The sequence below is a fragment of the Clostridium sp. cel8 genome, assembly GCF_014050525.1.
In the GTDB taxonomy this organism is placed as follows: domain Bacteria; phylum Bacillota; class Clostridia; order Clostridiales; family Clostridiaceae; genus Clostridium_B.
Genome location: NZ_JACGAG010000005.1, coordinates 45,025 through 67,222 on the forward strand (window position 1 = coordinate 45,025; position 22,198 = coordinate 67,222).

The window sequence follows — 22,198 nt, forward strand, 5'->3', positions numbered from 1 at the left end:
TAAAAGAGTAATAAATTTTGCTGATTTTTTTATTTTAATGGGGATGATAGATGTGGAGAAATATTTTTTGAAACTTGATGGAGATGGTATAGTTAAGTACAAGGCAATAGAAAAGCATATAAAGAAATTAATAGATTTAAATGAGATAAAAGACGGGGAAAAACTGCCATCTATAAGGAAATTGGCAAAATTTTTAAATGTAAATAATGTGACTGTGGTAAATACATATAAAGAACTTGAAAATGAGGGATATGCTTTTCAAAAAATGGGAAGTGGTACTTATGCAAAGAGAAGAGATATAAGTAGAAATTATAGAAGAGAATATTCAAATGTACTTAAAAGAATATCTAATGATGAATTTTGCAAATATTTAAATTTTACTGGAGAAATGCCAAATGGAGATTTTTTTCCAGTAAAGTCCTTCAAAGAAGTTATAGATGAAATTCTCGACAGAGATGGTTCAAAAGCTCTAACATATCAAGAGGCTTTAGGATATAAGGGACTTAGAGAGAGTATAAGTGATGTATTTTGGAATAATAAAGTTTCAAGTGAGGATATATTAATAGTATCTGGTGCGCAGCAGGGAATAGATGTAGTATCAAAAGCTATTATAAATACTAATGATAATGTTGTTATAGAAAAGCCTACATATAGTGGGGCTTTATCTGTTTTTAAGTGGAGAAGGGCTCGCATAATTGATATACCTATGACAAAAGATGGAATAGATATAGGTCAATTTGAGAAGGCATTGAGAAAAAATAATATAAAATGTTTCTATACAATGAGCTATTTTCAGAATCCAACAGGTATGAGTTATAGTTATGAAAAAAAGAGGGAAATATTAAATTTGGCAGAGATATATGATTTTTATATAATAGAAGATGATTATCTTTCAGAACTTATATATGATGATAATATAACTTATAATAGTTTTAAGAGTTTAGATGTAAATGATAGAGTTATATATATAAAAAGCTTTTCAAAAATATTTTTACCTGGTATAAGAATAGGGTATTTAATACCACCTAAAAAATTTAAGGAAAGTATACAAAACTCTAAGATAAATACAGATATATCTACATCAAGTCTTATGCAGAGGGCTTTAGATTTATATATAAGAAAAGGTTTTTGGAAAGACTATACAAATAAACTAAATTCAATATACTATAATCGATATAATTATACTAAAAGATGTCTTTTAAAGTATTTGAAAGATAAAACTGAATTTAATGATCCAGGAGGTGGTCTTCACTTTTATCTCAAGATTTTGGGAAATAAAAATATAGATTCTATAAAGTTGTTTAATGCTTTAAAAACAAATAATGTTTTAATAACTCCAGGTACTTTATTTTATAAAAATCCTTTACAAGGAGAGAAATATTTTAGGTTGAGTTTTTCTCAAATAAATGAAGATGAAATAGAAAGGGGAATCAATATAATAGCTCATATTATGGATAAACTGAATTAAGGATTTAGAATTTATGATATCGAGGTGATATTTTGCATTCACGTTCTATGTTGAATATTAATTGGAATGAAGTTGATACATATAGTGATGAAAAAATAAGCTACTATTTATATGTAGAGGGAAAAAATATAAATGCAATTTCTAAAATAAGAAATTTAAGTAGAGAAGTAGTTGAAAATCAAATAATAGCTGGTAAAATAAAATACGGTATTCTAGCTAAAAGTAAGAATGCAGGAGAACTTTTTAAACATATTTCTATGTCAGGGAAATTTGATAAAATAGACGTAGTTGAGAATTTAGATGAAGACAATAAGCATAATCTCATTGAATTTATAAGATCAAATTATGCTGACATGAAGACAAAAGATAAGGAAAATGCACTTTGGATATTAGGTGAGATTAAAGATAAGAGTGTCTGTGACATTTTAGTTAGAGGAATAGTACATAAACATGTAAATGTAAGGAGAATGGCTGTTTCTGCACTTGGAAAAATAGGTGACAAATCAGGAGAAAATGCACTTATTAAAGCTCTTGATGATGACAATCCTCAAGTTGTTATGTATGCTATAAAGGCATTGACAAAGATAAAAAGCAATAAAGCAATTTCTAAAATTGAAGATATAAAAAATAGTAATTGCAAGGAATATGTAAAAAAATCAGCTGAACAGTATTTAATAGATGTTAAGAGCTTTTGAAAAAGGTGGTATTATATGAGTTATTTTACAATTAAAGAAGAAGCAGAAGCCAGATTTGAAGAAAAAAAATCTACATTTATAGGTAGAGTAAAACGAATTAATACAGAAGTAGAAGCAAAAAAATTTATAAATAGTATAAAAGAAAAGGAGAAAGAAGCAAGACACAATGTCTATGCTTACATCATAGGAGAGAATATGAATATTCAAAGATATAGTGATGATGGTGAACCTCAAGGTTCCGCAGGTATACCAATTCTTGAAGTTATAAAGAAGAATAAGATAACTGATGTAGCAGTAGTAGTTACTAGATATTTTGGAGGAATTTTGCTTGGCAAGGGAGGACTTTTTAGAGCATATTCAAAAGCAGCATCTTTAGCAATTGAGAACGGACAAGTTATAGAAAAAGTTCTTGGAGTGGAATTGAATATAGTTATAAATTATGAAGATGTAGATAAAGTTAGATATGCTTTTAAGAAGAATTCATGGAGAATAGAAAAAGTAGATTATTCAGATAAGGTATCTATCTTAGTGTATTGTGATATTAAAACTAGTGATTCTATTATTAATAAAGTTATAGAGCTTACAAGAGGTAAGTGTCAGGTTATAGTAAGCGATGAAGAATATTACTTTAAGACAGAGGATAAGCTATATAAAGAGTAGTGTATATTCCCATTAAATAAGTATTTTAACTTTTATTTGTATTATATAGTGTTAATTTGTGTTTACAAATATTTATGTGATATAATATTTAATGTTTTATACAAAAGGTAATTGGGAGGGATTGTATGTCAGGACATTCAAAATGGCATAATATACAAGCTAAAAAGAGTAAAGTAGATGCTAAAAAAGGTAAGATATTTACTAAAATAGGTAAAGAAATTGCAATAGCAGCAAAAGATGGATCTAATCCAGATACAAATTCAAAACTTAGAGATGTAATTTCAAAAGCAAAGGCAAATAATATGCCTCAAGATACTATAAATAGAGCTATAAAAAAAGGCGCCGGTGAAATGGAAGGAATGAATTACGAAGAAGTAACTTATGAAGGATACGGCCCTGGAGGAGTTGCTATAATAGTTAAAGCACTAACTGATAACAAAAATAGAACGGCAGGAAATGTAAGGACTGCTTTTACTAGAAGTGGCGGTAATTTAGGAGCAAGTGGTTGTGTTAGTTGGATGTTTAAAACTAAGGGACAAATAATCATAGAAAAAACAGATGAGTTAGATGAGGATAGTTTGATGATGAAGGCACTTGATGCAGGTGCAGAGGATTTTAACACTGAAGATGAAGTGTATGAAATTACAACTACAGTAGAGGATTTTGCAAGTGTTCGTGATTCGCTTGAAAAAGATGGATTGAAATTTGTTTCTGCTGATATAGTAATGACACCAGATAATATATTGTCAGTTGATATGGAAATGGCTGAAAAAGTTCAAAAACTTATTGATAAGCTGGAAGACAATGATGATGTTCAAGATGTTTATCATAATGCGGATTTTCCAGATGAATTTGAAGGATAAACAAGATAAATACTTACATATATGTTCCACATGTAGATCATTTTCAATAAGGGGTAATATAAGTATTCATATTATCTAATAAAATTGAGAGTGATCTTTTACTTATATGTAAAAGTATTATTTTATAAATGGAGATGATTATTTTGACTTACGAACTTGATGAATCTGATAAGAAAAATGGGGAATATATGAAAGAGGAGATACATAAGATTTTCTCTGGATTTTTTGGAGAGTATATATTACTCAATATTTCACAATACCTTGTAGAACCAATTAATACTTTAGAAAAAAAGAATTCATGGAGTCATGTTTTAAATACTCTAAGTACATTTAAGCGTCCAGAATTAGATTCTAGTATTGAAGAATCAATTAAAAAAGGAAAGGTAAATTGGCCACTAGTAGAAGCATTTATTGAAAAAAGTAGAAATAAGATAGGGACAAGTCATAATGCAAATGTTTATGAATATACAGATATATTAAATAATTTTGAAATGAGCAAAGATGATGTTGATTTTTGTAATAGCATGTTTAAATATATGAATTCAGAAAAACAGATAAATTATATGCATGATTTGATTGAAGCACTAGATGATGATTTAAGAGTGTTAAGTGAACGATATAGAAATGAAGTGGAAAAAGCTGATCTTGAAAAACAAGAAGTTATGTCAAACTTAAACGATTTAAATACAGATGGAAGCAGGAATAAGTTAGGGAAAAGTATTGGAATGATAAATTTACCAAAGACTATTTTAATTGGCTGTGAATATAGGAAATTTACACCATTTAGCAATGTGAAAAATTTGATATATAAGTTTAGTCCTAAAATAGATGAAATTAGAAATGTCTTAGATAATGGTAATATATATGTAGTTAAAGGAATAAATCTTCTTCCTGATTATAAGGAATCTAAGCTATCTATTTTTAAATTTGGATTTTCATTTGTATTAGGAGTAAAGGTTTCGAGCAAAGATTATATTCCAGATGGAATGAAAGCTTTCACAATTCCTTCTCATAAATATGTGTATTATACTTCAAATGCCAATATAACTCTAAAAGATTTAATTACAGAAGATGTATCAACTATAAATTTTTTAGATGAAAAATTTACTTTGTCAAAGTTTCCTATGATAGAATTGTACAGTAGAAATTTTATAGATAGAAATGAAGATAATGTTGAATTTAACACATATATACCTGTAGAATAATTCTTCATTTAATAATTTATAAATATGGGTATATATGTATAATTTTATTAAATTGTGTCCATAATATTCAATAAGGAGGGATATTATGGATACAGTAAGAGTGCGAAAAATAGTATTAACAATTGTAACTATTTTGGTTTTTACATTAAGTTGTTATATATGTATAACTAAACTTAAAAGTTATGATACAGAAAAAAATATGTATCAAGTTAAGGAATATGATTCTGTAAATGCTAGTTCGAATTTAGGAAATAAACTTTCCAGTAAATGCAATTTGATATTTAAAATAAAATATGCTAAAAGTGGTGATGTTATAATAGAGAAGGAAGAAACAGGAGAAAAGTTAGCAGGTAATACTAAAGCTGATATAGAAAATTTGTATAAGAATACTGAATATAAAGTTGATAGTTTCAGCCCACTAGAAGTAGTGTTTGTAAAAACAGTAGATAAATATGCTCCAAATAAATATGTACTTGGAATCAAAGATGGATTCATAGCAATATATAAGACAGATAAATATGGAAATATGTTTATAGAAAACAAATCGAGAGATATAACTAACATAAAGACAAGCAGATTAAAGGAAAAAGATATAGAACTTCTTACACAGGGAGATAAGTATTTTGAGTGCGATACACATGAAGATGCAGAAGCCCGCCTTGAAGACTATGAATAATAGTCTTTGGGCTTTATTTATTTACTTGAATAAAATTTTTTAAAATGATAAAGTATTATATGTTATAATATGTTTGTTGTAGAAAATTGGATTAATAAGTATATTTACTATAAATGTATTTTGGGGGAAGTTAAGTGTATGAATATATAATTGGAATTTATAAAGGAATGAATAAAGATTACATAATAGTTGAAAATAATGGTATAGGATATAGGATAAATACTTCAGGAACTACTATTGCTAATGTACCTGAAATTGGCAGTGAAATTATGGTTTATACTACCCAAATAGTACGAGAAGATTTTATTGGACTGTATGGTTTTCTTACAAGAGAGGAATTGTCCATGTTTAATTTACTTATAGGGGTTAATGGAATAGGTGCAAAGGCATCATTATCTCTTTTATCTATAGCTACAGTAAATAATCTAAAATATTCTATACTATCAGAAGATGAAAGTACTATAATTAAAGCTCCAGGAATAGGGAAAAAGACTGCAAAGAGAATTATATTGGAGCTGAAAGATAAAATAGATTCTAAGGATATAAATTCTGATGTTAACTGCCTTAGTGTAGAAAATAAAGAATTTGATACTAAAAAGGAGGAAGCAAAGGAAGCACTTATCTCACTTGGATATTCTGAGAAAGAAGCCTCTAAAGCATTGGATATAGCTGATATGAATAGTTCAGTTGAGGATATAATAAAGTCTGCACTTAAATTTTTAATGAATTAGGCAGGTGAATTTAGTATGGAAAATAGAATTGTCACTCCATCTATTCTAGAAGGTGAAAATGAATATAGTTTAAGGCCTAGAAAACTTTCAGAATATATAGGACAGAAAAATGTAAAAGAGAAACTTAGAATATTTATACAAGCTGCTAAAAACAGAAAAGAGGCATTGGATCATGTGCTTTTATATGGACCTCCAGGACTTGGAAAAACTACACTTGCAAATATAATTGCACATGAAATGGGAGGAAATCTAAAGGTTACATCTGGACCGGCAATAGAAAGGGCAGGAGATCTTGCAGCTATACTTACAAATTTAAGTGATATGGATGTGCTTTTTATAGATGAAATTCATAGGCTCAATAGAAGTGTAGAGGAGATACTGTACCCTGCAATGGAAGATTATGCACTTGATATAGTAATAGGTAAAGGAGCTGCATCAAAGTCAATAAGACTTGACTTGCCAAACTTCACCTTGATTGGGGCAACTACCAGAATAGGACTTTTAAGCTCTCCACTTAGAGATAGATTTGGAATGCTCTGTCCTATGCAATTTTATACAGATGATGAATTAAGCGAAATAGTACTTCGATCTGCAGAAATATTAAATGTTCAGATAGATGAAGATGCTGCAATGGAAATAGGAAAAAGATCAAGAGGTACGCCAAGAATTGCAAATAGGCTCTTAAAGAGAGTAAGAGATTACTCAGAAGTTGAAGGAGATGGAAAAATAGATATAAAAACAACTAGAGATGCACTTGAATTACTTGAAGTTGATAATGAGGGATTTGACAGTGTAGATAATAAAATACTTGAAGCTATAATAGACAATTTTGGAGGGGGACCTGTTGGACTTGAAACACTTGCGTATTTTATAGGTGAGGAAATTGATACTATCGAAGATGTATATGAGCCATACTTAATTCAAAAAGGATTTATAATAAGAACTCCAAGAGGAAGAGTAGCATCTGATAGTGCATATAAGCATTTGAATAGGAAACGAAGTGATAATAATTTAAGACAGTCATCATTATTTGACAAGTAAAAGTTAATAGCATAATGAAACGGAGTGAAATAGTTGAAAGTTACTGATTTTGATTTTTATTTACCAAAGGAACTGATTGCACAGCATCCATTAAGTCATAGAGATGAAGCAAGGCTAATGGTGCTAGACAAAAAAACTGGGAATATAGAACATAAAGTATTTAAGGATATAGTAGATTATTTAAATCCAGGTGATTGTCTTGTACTAAATGATACAAGAGTTTTACCTGCTAGACTCATAGGCTCTAAAGAAGGTACAAATGGTAAAATGGAAATACTTTTATTGAAAAGGACTGGAGATGATACCTGGGAAACTTTAGTAAAGCCTGGTAAAAGAGCTAAAATAGGTAGTAGATTTAATTTTGGAGGCGGAAAGTTAAAGGCTGAAGTAATTGATATAAAGGAAGAGGGAAATAGAATAGTAAAATTTGAATATGAGGGTATATTTGAAGAAATACTAGATGAACTTGGACAAATGCCTCTTCCACCTTATATAAAAGAAAAACTTGAAGATAAAGAGATGTATCAAACTGTATACTCTAAAGAAGAGGGTTCAGCAGCTGCACCAACAGCAGGATTACATTTTACAAAAGAACTTTTAAATAAGATAGAGAAAAAGGGAGTGGATATTGCATTTTTAACTCTTCATGTTGGACTTGGGACATTTAGACCTGTTAAAGTTGAAAACATAGAAGATCACAACATGCATTCTGAATATTACTGCATGAGTAAAGATACAGCAGATAAAATAAATAATGCAAGAAAAAATGGACACAATATAGTTGCTGTTGGAACTACCTCTTGTAGAACACTTGAAACTATAGGGGATGGAAATGGCATGGTAAGGGAACAATCAGGATGGACAGATATATTTATATATCCAGGATATAAGTACAAAGTTGTAGATAAGCTTATAACGAATTTCCATTTGCCAAAATCTACTCTTATAATGCTTGTAAGTGCTCTATGTGGTAGAGAAAATATATTGAATGCATATAATGTTGCTGTAGATAAAAAATACAGGTTCTTTAGTTTTGGGGATGCCATGTTTATAAAGTAAAGAGGTGTTTTAATGTATAAATTGCTAAAAAAAGATGGAAATGCAAGAAGAGGTGAATTAACTACAGTACATGGTGTTGTACAAACTCCTGTTTTTATGAATGTAGGTACCTTAGGAGCAATAAAAGGTGCAGTTTCTTCAATGGACTTAAAGAAAATTGGATGTCAAATTGAGCTTTCAAATACATACCATCTTAGCTTAAGACCAGGAGATGATGTGATTTACAAACTTGGAGGTCTTCACAAGTTTATGAATTGGGATAGGCCTATTTTAACTGATTCAGGAGGATTTCAGGTTTTTTCACTATCTAAAATAAGAAAGATAAAAGAAGAGGGTGTCTATTTTAATTCACATATAGATGGAAGTAAGATATTTATGGGACCTGAAGAAAGTATGAGAATTCAAAGCCATCTTGGATCTACTATAGCGATGGCATTTGATGAATGTATAGAAAACCCTTCACCAAAAGATTATGTTAAAAAATCTGTTGAAAGAACTTCTAGATGGCTTAAAAGATGTAAAACAGAAATGGATAGATTGAATTCTCTTCCTGACACTATAAATAAGAATCAAATGCTATTTGGAATAAATCAAGGCGGAACTTATGAAGATATAAGAGTGGAACATGCAAAGGAAATAGCTGCTATGGATTTGGATGGATATGCAATAGGTGGTCTTGCAGTAGGCGAGAGTGAAGAGGAAATGTATAGGATAATAGAATGTGTAGTTCCTAATTTGCCACAAGATAAACCAATTTATTTAATGGGTGTTGGAACACCTTCAAATATACTTGAAGCAGTAGAAAGAGGAGTAGATTTCTTTGACTGCGTTATGCCTGCTAGAAATGGTAGACACTCTCATGTGTTTACTGAAGAAGGTGAACTAAATCTTTTAAATGCCAAGTATAAATTGGATGACACTCCTATTGATAAGACATGTAAATGTCCTACTTGTAGAAATTATACAAGAGCATATATAAGACATCTTTTCAAAGCAAAAGAAATGCTAGCTATGAGGCTTTGTGTAATACATAATTTATACTTTTATAACAACTTAATGAAAGAAATAAGAGATGCTATTGATGGAGATTATTTTTCTAAATATAAAGAAAATAAGCTTAAACAATGGAATAAAAAAAATTAAAATTTGTATAAGGAGGTTTACATAATGAATTTTGCACAATTATTGCCTATTTTAGGCATGTTAGTGGTTTTCTATCTTATTATATTTATACCTGAAAGTAGAAGAAGAAAAAAGTTCAATAATATGATTGCCAATTTAAGAGTTAATGATCAGATAATTACAAAAGGTGGCATAGTAGGAAAAATTACAAATATACAGGACAAAGAAGTTACTATGCAGACAGGACCTGACAAAGTTAAAATTAAAATTGCTAAGGCAGGTATAATGAGTGTGTTGACTGAAAGAAAAACCTCAGACGTTTCTAAAAAATAATTATGTAATAAAGCATCCTCTATCTACATAGATACTATATTAGATGGGAGGTTGTTTTATTATGGATAGATATAACGCTTGTGTTTCAACTGCTGAAGGTGTCTTAAGAAGTTTTATAATCACGGTAATTATGTTATTGTTTTTTGCTGTAATTATGACTTTTGTTGAAGTAAATGAATATATGAGTTCTGTTTTTTACGTTATTACTACTATTTTAAGTATAATGTATGGTGCGATATATGCTTCGCAAAGAATAAAGAAAAAGGGTTGGATTATAGGTATTATAGTTGCTCTTTTGTATGTGTTTATACTATATTTAATATCTTTGGTTTCTGGAAATACTGTTGTTATTGGATCTAGTGGTATTAAAAGACTTGTAATTGCACTTTTAGTAGGAAGTATATCTGGAGTTATTGGAGTTAACATATAATTAAATGTTTGTAAATATAGGGCTTAACTAGTTTTGTAAACTTTATTTTGATTGTAGTTTATGTTATAATCAAACAGAAATCTTTAGAAATGGGGGAAATTAGATGAAACATATAAAGACTATAAATAGTACTAATATAAAAGATAGTTTAAAAAAACCAGGCTGCAAAGAATGTGCCAATTCTTGTCAATCGGCATGTAAAACTTCTTGCACAGTTGCTAATTTAGCATGTGAAAACTAGTGTAGATTTAAGGCAGTAACATAATGTTACTGCCTTAAATCTACGCAATTTCATAGAAATATTATTTTAGGAGGAAAAAATTTTGGCTGATATTCATAAGTTTATTAAAGGAAAAGATTATTATGTTATAGATGTTAATTCAGGTACAGTTCATATTGTAGACGAGCTTGTATATGACATATTAGATGATGATAGACTTAAGACTTTAGATGAAGTATTTAAGTCTATTGGAGATAAATATAAAAAAGAAGATATTGAAGAAGCTTACTCTGAAATCCAACATCTAGTTGATGAGGGAATGCTTTATTCTAAGGATTTATATAAAGATGTTGCAATTAAAAATGATAATACTCCATCTTATATAAAAGCACTTTGCTTAAATATTGCACATGATTGCAATTTAAGATGTAAATATTGTTTTGCAGATGAAGGCGAATATAAAGGGAAAAGGGAACTTATGTCTGCAGAAATAGGAAAAAAAGCTATAGATTTTGTTATAGAAAAGTCTGGGCCTAGAAAGAATATAGAAGTTGACCTATTTGGAGGAGAACCACTTATGGTTTTCGATACAGTAAAAGAAATAGTAGAATATGCAAAAGAACAGGAAAAAATTCACAATAAGAATATAAGATTTACAATGACTACCAATGCAACATTATTAAATGATGAAATAATGGATTATTTGGATAAAAACATGGGAAATATAGTGTTGAGTATAGATGGTAGAAAGGAAGTAAATGATAAAGTAAGGGTAAGGGCAGATGGCACAGGCTCTTTTGATACTATATTTCCTAAAATAAAGAAAATGGTTGAAATGAGAGATAAATCTAAGCAGTATTATGCAAGAGGGACATTTACAAGAGAAAACACAGACTTCTTTAATGATGTAATATTTCTTGCAGATCAGGGATTTGATGAAATATCTATTGAACCTGTAGTGCTTCCAAAAGAAAATCCACTTTCACTTAGAGAGGAAGATTTACCAACTATATATGAACAATATGATAAACTTTACGAAGAAATGCTTAAGAGAAATAAAGAGGGTAGAGGTTTTAAATTTTACCATTTCAATATAGATTTAAATGGAGGACCTTGTATATATAAGAGAATATCTGGTTGTGGTGCTGGACATGAATATGTGGCAATAACTCCAAGTGGTGATATTTATCCATGTCACCAATTTGTAGGAAATGAAAAATTTATAATGGGAAACCTAAATGATTTTGACAATATAAATACAGATATTCAAAAAGAGTTTAAAACTTCTCATATTTATAATAAACCAGAATGTTTAAATTGTTGGGCTAGATTTTACTGTAGTGGAGGATGTCAAGCAAATAATTATAATTTTAATGGAGATATGAAAGTTCCATATTCACTTGGATGCAAAATGCAAAAAAAGAGGATAGAATGTGCTATTGCACTTAAAGCCAATACTATGCAGAATTAAAAATATATTGACGGTAAAATTTTAAAGTAATATAATGGCTAATGTGTATATATTAAACTAAAGCTGTTTGTTGATATATAAAGGAGGATAAAGATGAAATCTAGGGCAAAAAAGAGCACTAGGGTAAGAAGCTCTATAATTTTGATATTCTGTCTTGCACTGATAGGATTTTTGGCGTATTCAGGTGTATATGGATTTAATTTTGCAGGATATAGACTTAAGTCCTTTAGTGAAGTAATAACAAAAGGACTTGATCTTCAAGGTGGAGTTTCCATACTAGAAGAGATACAATCCAAAAATGTAAGCCAAGAAACAGTAGACAGAACAGTAGATCTCCTTTCACTTAGAGTAAATAAATTGGGAGTAAGTGAAACAGTAGTAAGAAAAGAAGGAAAAAATAGAATAAGAATTGAGGTTCCAGGTAAATTCGATGCAGAAGAAGTTGTAAATGGAGTTGCAAAGACGGGAAAACTAAAATTTGTAGGACCTGATAATAAAACTATATTGACAGGTAAAGATGTAAGCGATGCAAGTGCATACATAAATCAACAAACTAACCAGCCATCAATAAGCCTTGAATTAAATGAAACTGGTGCTAAAAAATTTGCAGATGCTACGGAAAAATATCTGGGACAGAAAATTTCAATATATTTAGACGATGATCTACTTACAGATCCAACTGTTAATGCGCATATAACTGATGGTAAGGCTGAAATAACTGGAAGTAAAAGTCTTGAAGAAGCTCAAAGAGAAGCAAATCTTATAAAATCTGGTGCACTTCCAGTTGAAGTAAAACCTGTGGAAGTTAAAACTATAGGAGCATCACTTGGTGCCAATGCACTTCCACTTAGTATATTGGCAGGTAAGGTAGGTATAGGTATTGTAATGCTATTTATGATATTGTATTATAGACTTCCTGGACTTATTGCAGATATAGCCTTGACTTTATATATATACATAGTCTTGGCGACATTTGCAAATGTAAATGTAACACTAACTCTTTCAGGTATAGCTGCATTTTTGCTTACAGTTGGTATGGCAGTAGATGCAAATATACTCATATTTGAGAGAACAAAAGAAGAACTTAAAAGTGGACGATCAATTAAATCATCTATAAATATTGGATTTAAAAGAGCAATGTCTTCTATACTTGATTCAAATATCAGTTCTATAATTTCTGGAGTAGTGTTATACAATATAGGTACAGGATCTGTAAAAGGATTCGCCCTTACTTTCATGATAGGTGTAGTTTTAAGTATGTTCACAGCAGTAATTGTTACTAGAACTTTGATGAAATTGGTTGCAGATGTAGGACTGTTTAGAAATAAAGCTACAATTGGAACATTTGGAGTTCATGACTTTAGAAAGGGGATAGTAAAGTAATATGAATAAAGTATACAGAATTATAGAAAAAAGAAAAATATGGTTTACAATATCCCTTATCATAATTGCTATAGGAATGTTCTTTATAGGTACAAAAGGACTTGAATATGGACTTGATTTTAAAGGTGGAACAGCAGTCGAGATAAGTATTGGTGAAGACTTTCAAAAGAAAGATGTAGATAGTATAATCAAAAAATATTCTAGTGACTTTGTGTCTAATAAGACTGATAATAAGTCTATATCTATAAAAAGTGCTAATTTAGATAGTAATAGTGTAAGTCAAATTGTAAATGCTTTAAAAAAGAAGTATAAAAAGAGTAATCTTACTAACCAAGAGAATATAGGTGCATCTATAGGTAAAGAAGCTAGAATAAATGCTATTGAAGCTGTTGTCATAGCTATTACAGCTATGTTTATATACATAGTTATAAGATTTGAGTTTACATATGCAATGGCAGCTATTATAAGCCTTATTCATAATGTACTTATAATGTTGTCTGTGTATGCTATTGCAAGACTTTCTATAGATTCAAGTTTTATAGCAGCAGCACTTACAGTTATAGGATATTCAATAAATGATACTATAGTTGTTTTTGACAGAATAAGAGAAAATCATAAATATATGAGAAGAGAGGATCCTGAGGTAATAGCAGATGCCAGTGTAACCCAGACACTTGCAAGGTCTATAAATACAGTTATCACTGTTGTAATAACTTTAATTGCAGTGTATATATTTGTACCTTCAGTTAGAAATTTTTCAGAGCCTTTACTAGTTGGAGTTATTTCAGGATGTTATTCATCTATATGTATAGCAAGTCCATGTTGGGTACTTATAAAAAAGCATATGTCTAAAAGAAAAAAGTTGAAAACAGCTACAAATAAGGCAAATTAACTTTCAAAATATATTTTAATATGTTAGAATAAAAAATCTAGAGTATATTAAAACTCTGGATTTTTTTATTGGGAAAAATCTGCTTATATTGTGTTTGTAAAAAGCGGCAATATAATTTATAATATAAGTGCTTTTGATAAATTTGGAGGATTTTATTATGGAGATACGACAAGATAATAATTATGGTTTCAATTTTTCGAACTTACATGACCCATTTCTTTTAAGAGATATGGGTAAGGCACTGAAGAGAATAATTAAGGCAGTAAATGAAAGAGAAAAAATTGTTATATATGGAAATTGTGACTTAGATGGAGTAACAGCTGTTTCTCTGTTGTTTCTTGTTCTTAAGTATTTGAATGCAGATGTAGAATACTTTATTTCTGATGATATGAATGACAAACTTAATATAAAATCCAGTATAATAAAGAATCATATAAAATTTTTAGGTGCCAAGTTAATAATAACTACAGGTTGTGGAAGTCAGTCAGTATCTCAGATTGAATTATGCAAAAATTTAGGAATGGATGTTATAGTAACAGATTATCACCATTGTGGAAGTTTACTTCCTCGTGCAGTTGTTATAAATCCAAATCGAAAAAACTGTGATTATCCATTTAAGGAATTAACAGCTGTTGGAGTTGCTTTTAAACTTTCTCAAGCTATTTCACTGTACTATCAAATGAGATGTATAAATAAGTATTTGGATTTAGTTGTTTTGGGAACCCTCTCCAAAGGAACTGAAATAACAGGAGAAAACAAGGAAATGTTAGATCAGGGAATATATCATCTTAAACATACAAACAATTATGGATTCAAGGCTTTAATGAAGGTATATAATATAAAAGATATCAATAGGGAAAGTATATACAGGTTATCAAATAGTTTGACATCTTCAACTAGTATAAGCAATAGATATATAGATAATGCCAGAATAGCAGTAGAGCTTTTTATAACTGAAAATATGGACAGGGCTGAACAGATAGCTAAATATTTAAAAAATGAAATTTTGGAATAGTAATTTTTAGGGCTTTATGATAATATATTGAATAGTGATGAATTTTATTGAGTTAGTCCGAGGGGGTACATATAGGTGGATTTAAAAAATAGCGTAAGAGTGATAGAAGGATTTCCAAAAGAGGGAATAAGTTTTAAAGATATAACTACAGTACTTAAAGATAAGGATGCCTTCAAATACGCAGTTGATGAGATTGTAAAACATCTTAAAGATATGAATATTGATTTAGTTGTAGGGCCGGAAGCAAGAGGATTTTTATTTGGAGCTCCAATAGCTTATGCAATAGGTGCTGGATTTATACCTGTACGAAAAGGTGGAAAACTTCCATGTGAAACTGTAAAGGTGATTTATGATTTAGAGTATGGAAAAGATGAACTTGAAATGCATAAAGATGCCATACGTCCAGGCCAAAGAGTTGCAGTAGTAGATGATCTACTTGCAACAGGAGGAACTATATCTTCTGTAGCTAATCTTGTAGAAAAATTAGGTGGAAAAATAGTAAGTGCGGATTTTGTAATAGAACTTACAGATTTAAAAGGAAGAGATAAATTAAAGAACTGTGATGTATTTTCATTAATACAGTATAATAGATAGTTTAAGTATAAGTTTAAATTGAAAGTTTGTGTAGTATATAATATAATATTAGTAAAAAATGATGGCTGGTTCAGAAAACCAGCCATTGATTTTAGGGAGTATGAGTATGCTAGAAAAATTAATGGAGAAAATAGATAAAAATTGTAGTAATGTGAATAAGGATATGGTCAGTAAAGCATATTATTTTGCTGATAAGGCTCATAAAAAGCAGAAAAGAGAGTCTGGAGATCCTTATATAACACATCCTGTAGAAGTAACTTGCATACTTGCAGATATGGGAATGGATACTGATACTATAGTTGCAGGCTTACTTCATGATGTAATAGAGGATACTAATTTTACTCACGAGGATATAACACATGAATTTAATGAAGATTGGAATGTCAAAGGTAAAATGGGAACTTGAAGACTTAGCACTTAGATACATAAATCCTAATGAATACTATTTTATAGTGAGAAAAATTTCAGAAAAAAGAGCTGAGAGGGAAAAGTACATAGATAAAATAATATCTGAATTGAAGGAAAAATTAGAAGAGGCAGGTATATACTCAGATATAGAAGGAAGACCAAAGCACTTTTACAGTATATATAGGAAAATGGTTAAAAAAAATAAGACAATAGATCAAATATTTGATTTAACTGCAGTTAGAGTTCTTGTTAATACAGTTAAGGATTGTTATGCAGTTCTTGGAATAGCACATACAATGTATAAACCTATGCCTGGAAGATTTAAAGATTATATTGCCATGCCAAAACCTAATATGTACCAGTCATTGCATTCTACAGTTATGGGGCCACAGGGAAAGCCTTTTGAAATTCAAATAAGAACTTTCCAGATGCACAGAACTGCTGAGTATGGTATAGCTGCACATTGGAAATATAAAGAGGGAATAAATAAAGAGGACAGCATAGATAAAAAACTTACATGGATAAGGGAAATGCTTGAATGGCAAATGGAAACATCTGATGCGGAAGAATTCATGAAGGGATTTAAAATAGATCTATTTTCAGATGAAGTATTTGTATTTACTCCAAAAGGTATAGTTATAAATCTTCCTTATGGTTCAACTCCCATAGATTTTGCATATAAAATACACACAGATATAGGAAATAACTGCTCAGGAGCCAAAGTTAACGGTAAAATGGTTCCTCTTAATTATAAATTAAAAACTGGAGAAATAGTTGAAATACTTGTTTCAAATACTTCAAAAGGACCTAGTATTGATTGGCTTAATGTAGTAAAGAGTAATCAAGCAAAGAGCAAAATAAAAGCCTGGTTTAAAAAATCTCAGAAGGAAGAAAATATAACAAAGGGAAAAGAGCTTCTTGAAAGAGAAGCTAAAAAACAAGGATATAATTTTGGAGAAGTTGCTAAGGGTAAAACTGTAGATGTTATACTTAAAAAATACAATATGACATCTATTAATGAATTATATGCAGCAATTGGAATTGGAGCCCTCAATCTTCAAACAGTAGTTCTAAAATTTAAGCAGGTCAATGCTTCTATGATGAAGAAAAATGCTGTAGATTGGAGAACTATACAGGCTCAATTAAATAAGTCAAATAATAGACCTAATAGAACTAAGAAAAAGTCACCTGGAGTAATTGTAAAAGGCGAGAGCAATGTATTAGTTAGATTTGCAAAATGTTGCAATCCAGTACCTGGTGATCCAATTGTTGGGTACATAACAAAGGGAAGAGGAGTATCTATTCACAGAAGTGATTGTAAAAACATAGATTATCTGTTAAAAAATAAAGAGAATAAAGTTGTTGAAGTTAGCTGGGGAAAGCCTAAAGGAGAAGAGTATATAACAGAAATAGAGATTAAAAGTGAGGATAGAGAAGGACTTTTAAATGAAGCAATAGAAATTATATCACAAAGTGAAACCAGCTTATATGCAATAGATGCCAAACCTAAGAAAAATGGTATAGCAATAATGAAAATGAAACTTAAAATAAGATATGTAAAAGATATTAAAGATGTAATGAAAAAACTAAAAAAAATGAAAGGTGTACTCGAGGTATATAGAACAACAAATTAGGGGGAAATAAATTATGCGTGCTGTAGTTCAAAGAGTTAAGAGTTCAAAAGTTGAAGTTGATAATAAAATTATAGGAAGCATTGGAATGGGATTAAATGTACTTCTTGGAATATCAAGAGAAGATGATATGAAAGATGTAATGTATTTAAGAGATAAAATAGTGAATTTAAGGATATTCGAAGATGAATCAGGAAAATTAAATAAGTCCCTTTTAGATGTTTCAGGAGAATTGCTTATAATATCTCAATTTACATTGTATGGTGACTGTAGAAAAGGTAGAAGACCAAGTTTTATAGAAGCACTTTCAGGTGATAAATCTGAGAAACTATACAATGCCTTTGTAGATCAATGTAAACTTGTTGTAGATAAAGTTGAAACTGGTAAATTTGGAGCTGATATGCTGGTATCTATAGAAAATGATGGGCCAGTAACTATGTTAATTGATAGTAAAAAGATATTTTAATATTACAATATAGAGTGTGAGGTGTGTTTATGAAAATAAAAAGAATGCCAGTTGGAGTATATTATGCTAATTGTTATATACTTTTAGATGAAGAAAAAATGGAATGTGCAGTAATTGACCCAGGTGGTAATGCAGATACTATAAAAAGTGCACTTAAGGATCTAAATGTTGAAAATGTGAAGTTTATTTTATTGACACACGGCCATGCAGATCACACAGGTGCAGCTAGAGAGATAAAAAAGTCTTACAATGCACCAATTTATATTAGTGAGAAAGATTGTGATATGATGAGGCGTGGAGCTTATATGTATGGTGATATACATGACATTGTAGATAATTTTTTAGTAGACAATGAAGAATTGGATCTTGGAAAACTTAAAATAAAGGTAATCAATACTCCAGGACACACTCCAGGAGGAGTATGTTTTTTAGTAAATGGTGTAGTGTTTACTGGTGATACTTTATTCAATGGAAGTATTGGAAGGACGGATTTTGAAGGTGGAGATCAAAAAACACTTATAGAAAGTATAAAAACTAGATTGATGAGTCTTCCTAATTGTACTATTGTATTACCAGGCCATGAAGAAAGAACTTCTATAGAAAAAGAGAGAATCACAAATCCATATTTGTAATAATGAATATTAAATTATCAATGATATTTGAAAAATTGGGATAGCGAATATATAATAGTGTATATTGGCAGTAATTAATGAATATTTTTATGAATATATAAACTAATATGAGAGGAAGTAAATATTTATGACTATTCAGTCCCCTAAAGGTACTAAAGATGTTTTGCCTAATGAAGTATATAAATGGCAATATCTAGAAGATAAATTTAGAAAGATAGCGGCAGCATATGGGCATAGAGAAATAAGAACACCTGTATTTGAGTATACTGAATTATTTCAAAGAGGTGTAGGAGAAACAACTGACGTAGTGCAAAAGGAAATGTACACTTTTGAAGATAGAGCAGGTAGGAGTATTACTCTAAAGCCTGAAGGAACATCTCCTGCTGTAAGAGCTTTTGTAGAGGGAAGCTTGTACAATGAAGCACAACCTACTAAGTTATTTTATTTTACACCAGCTCTTAGATATGAAAATGTCCAAAACGGAAGATTAAGAGAGCATCATCAATTTGGTGTTGAAGTTTTTGGATCAAAAGAAGCTTCTATAGATGCCGAAGTTATAAGTATAGCTATGAGTGTTTATAAGGAACTTGGAATAGAGGATGTAGAGCTTAATATAAATAGCATAGGGTGTTCAAAGTGTAGAAAAAAGTACAATGAAGCTTTAAAGAAATATCTTTCAGAAAGATATGATGAATTGTGCGATACATGTAAAACTAGATTTAATAAAAATCCTATGAGAATACTTGACTGTAAAATAGATGGTAAAAAGGATATAGTTAAGAATGCACCTGAAATACTTGATTACATATGTGATGAATGTAGAGAGCATTTTGAAAAATTACAGAAGTATTTAAAAGCACTTAATATAGATTTTAAAATAAATCCACATATTGTCAGAGGATTGGATTACTATACAAAAACTGTATTTGAAATAATAAACAATGATATGACAATATGTGCAGGTGGAAGGTATGACTATCTTATAAAAGAAATAGGAGGACCAGATTTACCTGCAATGGGATTTGGAATGGGAATAGAGAGAACACTTCTTACACTTAAGGAAAACGGAATAGAAATACCAAGTAGGCCTTACATAGATTTATATATAGGATCTATGGGAGAAGATGCAAAATGTGAGGCACTTAGACTTGCAAGTGTTCTGAGAAAAGGTGGTTTGAGGTGTGAGTGTGATCATATGAATAGAAAAGTTAAGGCTGAAATGAAATATGCAAACAAGATAAATGCTAGATTTACAGTTATACTTGGAGAAGATGAATTAAAGTCTGGTAAAGCTAAATTTAAAAATATGGATGATGGTAATCAAATGGAATTAAATTTAAATGATTTTGATGGAATAATTAATTTAATAAAATAAATTACATACGATAAAATGTACAACAGGAGTTGAAAATAAATGGGAGAATATTTAGAAGGTCTAAAAAGGACCTCTATGTGCGGTGTTTTAAGAGAAGAAAACATAGGACAACAATTTACTGTAATGGGATGGGTTCAGAGAAAGAGAAATCTTGGTGGATTAATATTTGTAGATTTAAGAGATAGAACAGGAATAATTCAGGCTGTATTTGGAGAAAAAATAAATAAAGAAGCATTTATAAAAGCGGATGCATTAAAATCTGAATATTGCGTTGCAATTAAAGGAACTCTTGTAAAAAGAGAATCTGTAAACAAGGAAATACCTACAGGTATGGTAGAACTTGAAGGAGAATACATAAAGATATTTTCAAAGTCAGAAACTCCGCCTATATATATAAAAGAAAATTTAGATGCAGCAGAGAAAATAAGATTAAAATATAGATATCTTGATCTTAGAAGACCTGATATGCAAAGAATATTTGAAATAAGACATAGAACTTCAAAAGTTATAAGAGATTTTATGGATGAAAATGGATTTTGGGATATAGAAACTCCTATACTTGCTAGAAGTACACCCGAAGGTGCTAGGGATTATTTAGTTCCAAGTAGAAATTATCCTGGAAAATTTTATGCTCTTCCACAATCTCCTCAGCTATTTAAACAGTTACTTATGGTATCTGGTTATGATAGATATTTTCAAATTGCAAAATGTTTTAGGGATGAGGATTTGAGAGCAAATAGGCAACCAGAGTTTACTCAAGTTGATATGGAAATGTCATTTGTTGAAGAAGATGATATAATTGAGTTAAATGAAAGACTGATAAAAAGAGTATTTAAAGAGGTAGCTGGAATTGATGTTAAAATTCCTATTGAGAGAATGCCATATAAAGTTGCAATGGAGAAGTATGGTAGCGACAAACCTGATCTTAGATTTGGAATGGAAATAAATGATATAACTGATGAAGTTAGTGATATGGATTTTGTTGTATTTAAGAGTGCAATTGAATCTGGAGGATCAGTAAGAGCTATAAAGGTGAAAAATTGTGCTTCTATGGGAAGAAAACAGCTTGACAAACTAGTACAATTTGTGAAAGACTATGGTGCAAAGGGACTTGTTTGGATACAAAATAGAGATGAAGGAGTAAAGTCCTCAATAAATAAATTTTTAAACCAAAAAACAATAGATCGTATATTTTCAAAATTACAAGTTGAAAAAGGTGATTTGATACTGATAGTTGCTGATAAGAATTCCGTAGTGCTTCAGAGTCTTGGAGCTTTAAGAGTACATATGGCAAAGCAAACTGGTATACTTGACAATAATAAAGACTTTAGATTTGTATGGATAACTGAATTTCCTCTTTTATCCTATAATGAAGAGGAAAATAGATATGAAGCAGAGCATCATCCTTTTACAATGCCAATGGAAGAAGATATAAAGTATTTAGATACTGATCCAGGAAGAGTTAGAGCAAAGGCTTATGATATAGTACTAAATGGAGAAGAGTTAGGTGGAGGAAGTATAAGAATACACGATACAGAACTTCAAGAAAAGATGTTTAATGTTATAGGAATAAGTAAGGAAAAGGCATTGGAAAAATTTGATTATTTACTTGAGGCATTTAAGTATGGTCCACCACCACATGGTGGACTTGCGTATGGCTTTGATAGAATGGTAATGTTCCTTGCTGGAACTGAGAATATAAAGGATGTAATTGCATTTCCTAAAAATCAAAATGCTTTTGATCCTTTGACACAGGCACCAAACTCAGTTGATGAAACTCAGTTAAATGAACTTGATATATCGGTAAACAAACATGAATAATTAAAAA

At 30.0% G+C, this 22,198-nt stretch carries 22 protein-coding genes and 1 pseudogene; all 23 read left to right on the top strand.

The window, feature by feature from the left end:
* The first annotated feature begins 52 nt into the window (after positions 1 to 52).
* The 23 genes and pseudogenes from H2684_RS06320 (at position 53) to aspS (ending at position 22,191) form a co-directional block, all read left to right on the top strand.
* Complete coding sequence (locus H2684_RS06320) at positions 53 to 1,468, top strand: PLP-dependent aminotransferase family protein (protein WP_182088553.1); 1,416 nt, start codon at positions 53 to 55, stop codon at positions 1,466 to 1,468.
* Positions 1,469 to 1,515: 47 nt separating this feature from the next.
* Positions 1,516 to 2,163: a HEAT repeat domain-containing protein gene (locus H2684_RS06325; RefSeq protein ID WP_182088554.1), complete on the top strand. Its 648-nt coding sequence runs from the start codon at positions 1,516 to 1,518 to the stop codon at positions 2,161 to 2,163.
* Positions 2,164 to 2,178: 15 nt separating this feature from the next.
* Positions 2,179 to 2,823 carry a YigZ family protein gene (locus tag H2684_RS06330; RefSeq protein WP_182088555.1) on the top strand — a complete coding sequence of 215 codons (645 nt, stop codon included), beginning with the start codon at positions 2,179 to 2,181 and terminating at the stop codon, positions 2,821 to 2,823.
* A gap of 125 nt (positions 2,824 to 2,948) precedes the next feature.
* Positions 2,949 to 3,686: a YebC/PmpR family DNA-binding transcriptional regulator gene (locus H2684_RS06335; RefSeq protein WP_182088556.1), complete on the top strand. Its 738-nt coding sequence runs from the start codon at positions 2,949 to 2,951 to the stop codon at positions 3,684 to 3,686.
* A gap of 143 nt (positions 3,687 to 3,829) precedes the next feature.
* Positions 3,830 to 4,891, top strand: coding sequence for an effector binding domain-containing protein (locus tag H2684_RS06340; protein ID WP_182088557.1), 1,062 nt, complete (start codon positions 3,830 to 3,832; stop codon positions 4,889 to 4,891).
* An 85-nt stretch (positions 4,892 to 4,976) separates the two neighbouring features.
* On the top strand, positions 4,977 to 5,567 hold the full coding sequence (locus H2684_RS06345) for a hypothetical protein (protein ID WP_182088558.1): 591 nt from the start codon (positions 4,977 to 4,979) through the stop codon (positions 5,565 to 5,567).
* Positions 5,568 to 5,701: 134 nt separating this feature from the next.
* Positions 5,702 to 6,298 carry a Holliday junction branch migration protein RuvA gene (ruvA, locus tag H2684_RS06350; RefSeq protein WP_182088559.1) on the top strand — a complete coding sequence of 199 codons (597 nt, stop codon included), beginning with the start codon at positions 5,702 to 5,704 and terminating at the stop codon, positions 6,296 to 6,298.
* Positions 6,299 to 6,313: 15 nt separating this feature from the next.
* Positions 6,314 to 7,339, top strand: coding sequence for a Holliday junction branch migration DNA helicase RuvB (gene ruvB / locus H2684_RS06355; protein ID WP_182088560.1), 1,026 nt, complete (start codon positions 6,314 to 6,316; stop codon positions 7,337 to 7,339).
* A gap of 33 nt (positions 7,340 to 7,372) precedes the next feature.
* A complete protein-coding gene (gene queA / locus H2684_RS06360) occupies positions 7,373 to 8,398 on the top strand; it encodes a tRNA preQ1(34) S-adenosylmethionine ribosyltransferase-isomerase QueA (protein WP_182088561.1) in 1,026 nt (341 codons plus the stop codon).
* Positions 8,399 to 8,410: 12 nt separating this feature from the next.
* Positions 8,411 to 9,541 (top strand): tRNA guanosine(34) transglycosylase Tgt, encoded by a 1,131-nt coding sequence (tgt, locus tag H2684_RS06365; protein WP_182088562.1) that lies wholly within the window; start codon positions 8,411 to 8,413, stop codon positions 9,539 to 9,541.
* Between the two features lie 24 nt (positions 9,542 to 9,565).
* Positions 9,566 to 9,853, top strand: a complete 288-nt coding sequence (gene yajC, locus H2684_RS06370) for a preprotein translocase subunit YajC (protein ID WP_182088563.1) — start codon at positions 9,566 to 9,568, stop codon at positions 9,851 to 9,853.
* Between the two features lie 61 nt (positions 9,854 to 9,914).
* Positions 9,915 to 10,283: a TIGR04086 family membrane protein gene (locus tag H2684_RS06375; RefSeq protein ID WP_182088564.1), complete on the top strand. Its 369-nt coding sequence runs from the start codon at positions 9,915 to 9,917 to the stop codon at positions 10,281 to 10,283.
* Positions 10,284 to 10,386: 103 nt separating this feature from the next.
* A complete protein-coding gene (scfA, locus tag H2684_RS06380) occupies positions 10,387 to 10,524 on the top strand; it encodes a six-cysteine ranthipeptide SCIFF (protein ID WP_182088565.1) in 138 nt (45 codons plus the stop codon).
* A gap of 82 nt (positions 10,525 to 10,606) precedes the next feature.
* Complete coding sequence (scfB, locus tag H2684_RS06385) at positions 10,607 to 11,974, top strand: thioether cross-link-forming SCIFF peptide maturase (RefSeq protein WP_182088566.1); 1,368 nt, start codon at positions 10,607 to 10,609, stop codon at positions 11,972 to 11,974.
* 93 nt (positions 11,975 to 12,067) lie between these two features.
* Positions 12,068 to 13,357 (top strand): protein translocase subunit SecD, encoded by a 1,290-nt coding sequence (gene secD / locus H2684_RS06390; RefSeq protein WP_182088567.1) that lies wholly within the window; start codon positions 12,068 to 12,070, stop codon positions 13,355 to 13,357.
* 1 nt (position 13,358) lies between these two features.
* Positions 13,359 to 14,249, top strand: coding sequence for a protein translocase subunit SecF (secF, locus tag H2684_RS06395; protein ID WP_182088568.1), 891 nt, complete (start codon positions 13,359 to 13,361; stop codon positions 14,247 to 14,249).
* Positions 14,250 to 14,406: 157 nt separating this feature from the next.
* The gene (locus tag H2684_RS06400) at positions 14,407 to 15,264 is read left to right on the top strand and encodes a DHH family phosphoesterase (protein ID WP_182088569.1); all 858 of its coding nucleotides are present in this window, start codon (positions 14,407 to 14,409) and stop codon (positions 15,262 to 15,264) included.
* A 75-nt stretch (positions 15,265 to 15,339) separates the two neighbouring features.
* Complete coding sequence (locus H2684_RS06405) at positions 15,340 to 15,858, top strand: adenine phosphoribosyltransferase (RefSeq protein WP_182088570.1); 519 nt, start codon at positions 15,340 to 15,342, stop codon at positions 15,856 to 15,858.
* 106 nt (positions 15,859 to 15,964) lie between these two features.
* Positions 15,965 to 17,900: pseudogene (locus H2684_RS06410) on the top strand (bifunctional (p)ppGpp synthetase/guanosine-3',5'-bis(diphosphate) 3'-pyrophosphohydrolase).
* Between the two features lie 13 nt (positions 17,901 to 17,913).
* Entirely contained in the window at positions 17,914 to 18,363 is a 450-nt protein-coding gene (dtd, locus tag H2684_RS06415; RefSeq protein ID WP_182088571.1) for a D-aminoacyl-tRNA deacylase, read from the top strand.
* Between the two features lie 29 nt (positions 18,364 to 18,392).
* Positions 18,393 to 18,995, top strand: coding sequence for an MBL fold metallo-hydrolase (locus H2684_RS06420; protein WP_182088572.1), 603 nt, complete (start codon positions 18,393 to 18,395; stop codon positions 18,993 to 18,995).
* 127 nt (positions 18,996 to 19,122) lie between these two features.
* Complete coding sequence (gene hisS, locus H2684_RS06425; RefSeq protein WP_182088573.1) at positions 19,123 to 20,370, top strand: histidine--tRNA ligase; 1,248 nt, start codon at positions 19,123 to 19,125, stop codon at positions 20,368 to 20,370.
* 39 nt (positions 20,371 to 20,409) lie between these two features.
* The gene (aspS, locus tag H2684_RS06430) at positions 20,410 to 22,191 is read left to right on the top strand and encodes an aspartate--tRNA ligase (protein ID WP_182088574.1); all 1,782 of its coding nucleotides are present in this window, start codon (positions 20,410 to 20,412) and stop codon (positions 22,189 to 22,191) included.
* The last annotated feature ends 7 nt before the right edge of the window (positions 22,192 to 22,198 follow it).

What these genes read in the sequence shown, in the direction of transcription:
- H2684_RS06325 (WP_182088554.1), top strand. Translation starts at nt 1,516, where the DNA reads ATGTTGAATATTAATTGGAATGAAGTTGATACATATAGTGATGAAAAA.
- H2684_RS06330 (WP_182088555.1), top strand. Translation starts at nt 2,179, where the DNA reads ATGAGTTATTTTACAATTAAAGAAGAAGCAGAAGCCAGATTTGAAGAA.
- H2684_RS06335 (WP_182088556.1), top strand. Translation starts at nt 2,949, where the DNA reads ATGTCAGGACATTCAAAATGGCATAATATACAAGCTAAAAAGAGTAAA.
- H2684_RS06345 (WP_182088558.1), top strand. Translation starts at nt 4,977, where the DNA reads ATGGATACAGTAAGAGTGCGAAAAATAGTATTAACAATTGTAACTATT.
- ruvB (WP_182088560.1), top strand. Translation starts at nt 6,314, where the DNA reads ATGGAAAATAGAATTGTCACTCCATCTATTCTAGAAGGTGAAAATGAA.
- tgt (WP_182088562.1), top strand. Translation starts at nt 8,411, where the DNA reads ATGTATAAATTGCTAAAAAAAGATGGAAATGCAAGAAGAGGTGAATTA.
- yajC (WP_182088563.1), top strand. Translation starts at nt 9,566, where the DNA reads ATGAATTTTGCACAATTATTGCCTATTTTAGGCATGTTAGTGGTTTTC.
- H2684_RS06375 (WP_182088564.1), top strand. Translation starts at nt 9,915, where the DNA reads ATGGATAGATATAACGCTTGTGTTTCAACTGCTGAAGGTGTCTTAAGA.
- scfA (WP_182088565.1), top strand. Translation starts at nt 10,387, where the DNA reads ATGAAACATATAAAGACTATAAATAGTACTAATATAAAAGATAGTTTA.
- secD (WP_182088567.1), top strand. Translation starts at nt 12,068, where the DNA reads ATGAAATCTAGGGCAAAAAAGAGCACTAGGGTAAGAAGCTCTATAATT.
- secF (WP_182088568.1), top strand. Translation starts at nt 13,359, where the DNA reads ATGAATAAAGTATACAGAATTATAGAAAAAAGAAAAATATGGTTTACA.
- H2684_RS06400 (WP_182088569.1), top strand. Translation starts at nt 14,407, where the DNA reads ATGGAGATACGACAAGATAATAATTATGGTTTCAATTTTTCGAACTTA.
- dtd (WP_182088571.1), top strand. Translation starts at nt 17,914, where the DNA reads ATGCGTGCTGTAGTTCAAAGAGTTAAGAGTTCAAAAGTTGAAGTTGAT.
- H2684_RS06420 (WP_182088572.1), top strand. Translation starts at nt 18,393, where the DNA reads ATGAAAATAAAAAGAATGCCAGTTGGAGTATATTATGCTAATTGTTAT.
- hisS (WP_182088573.1), top strand. Translation starts at nt 19,123, where the DNA reads ATGACTATTCAGTCCCCTAAAGGTACTAAAGATGTTTTGCCTAATGAA.
- aspS (WP_182088574.1), top strand. Translation starts at nt 20,410, where the DNA reads ATGGGAGAATATTTAGAAGGTCTAAAAAGGACCTCTATGTGCGGTGTT.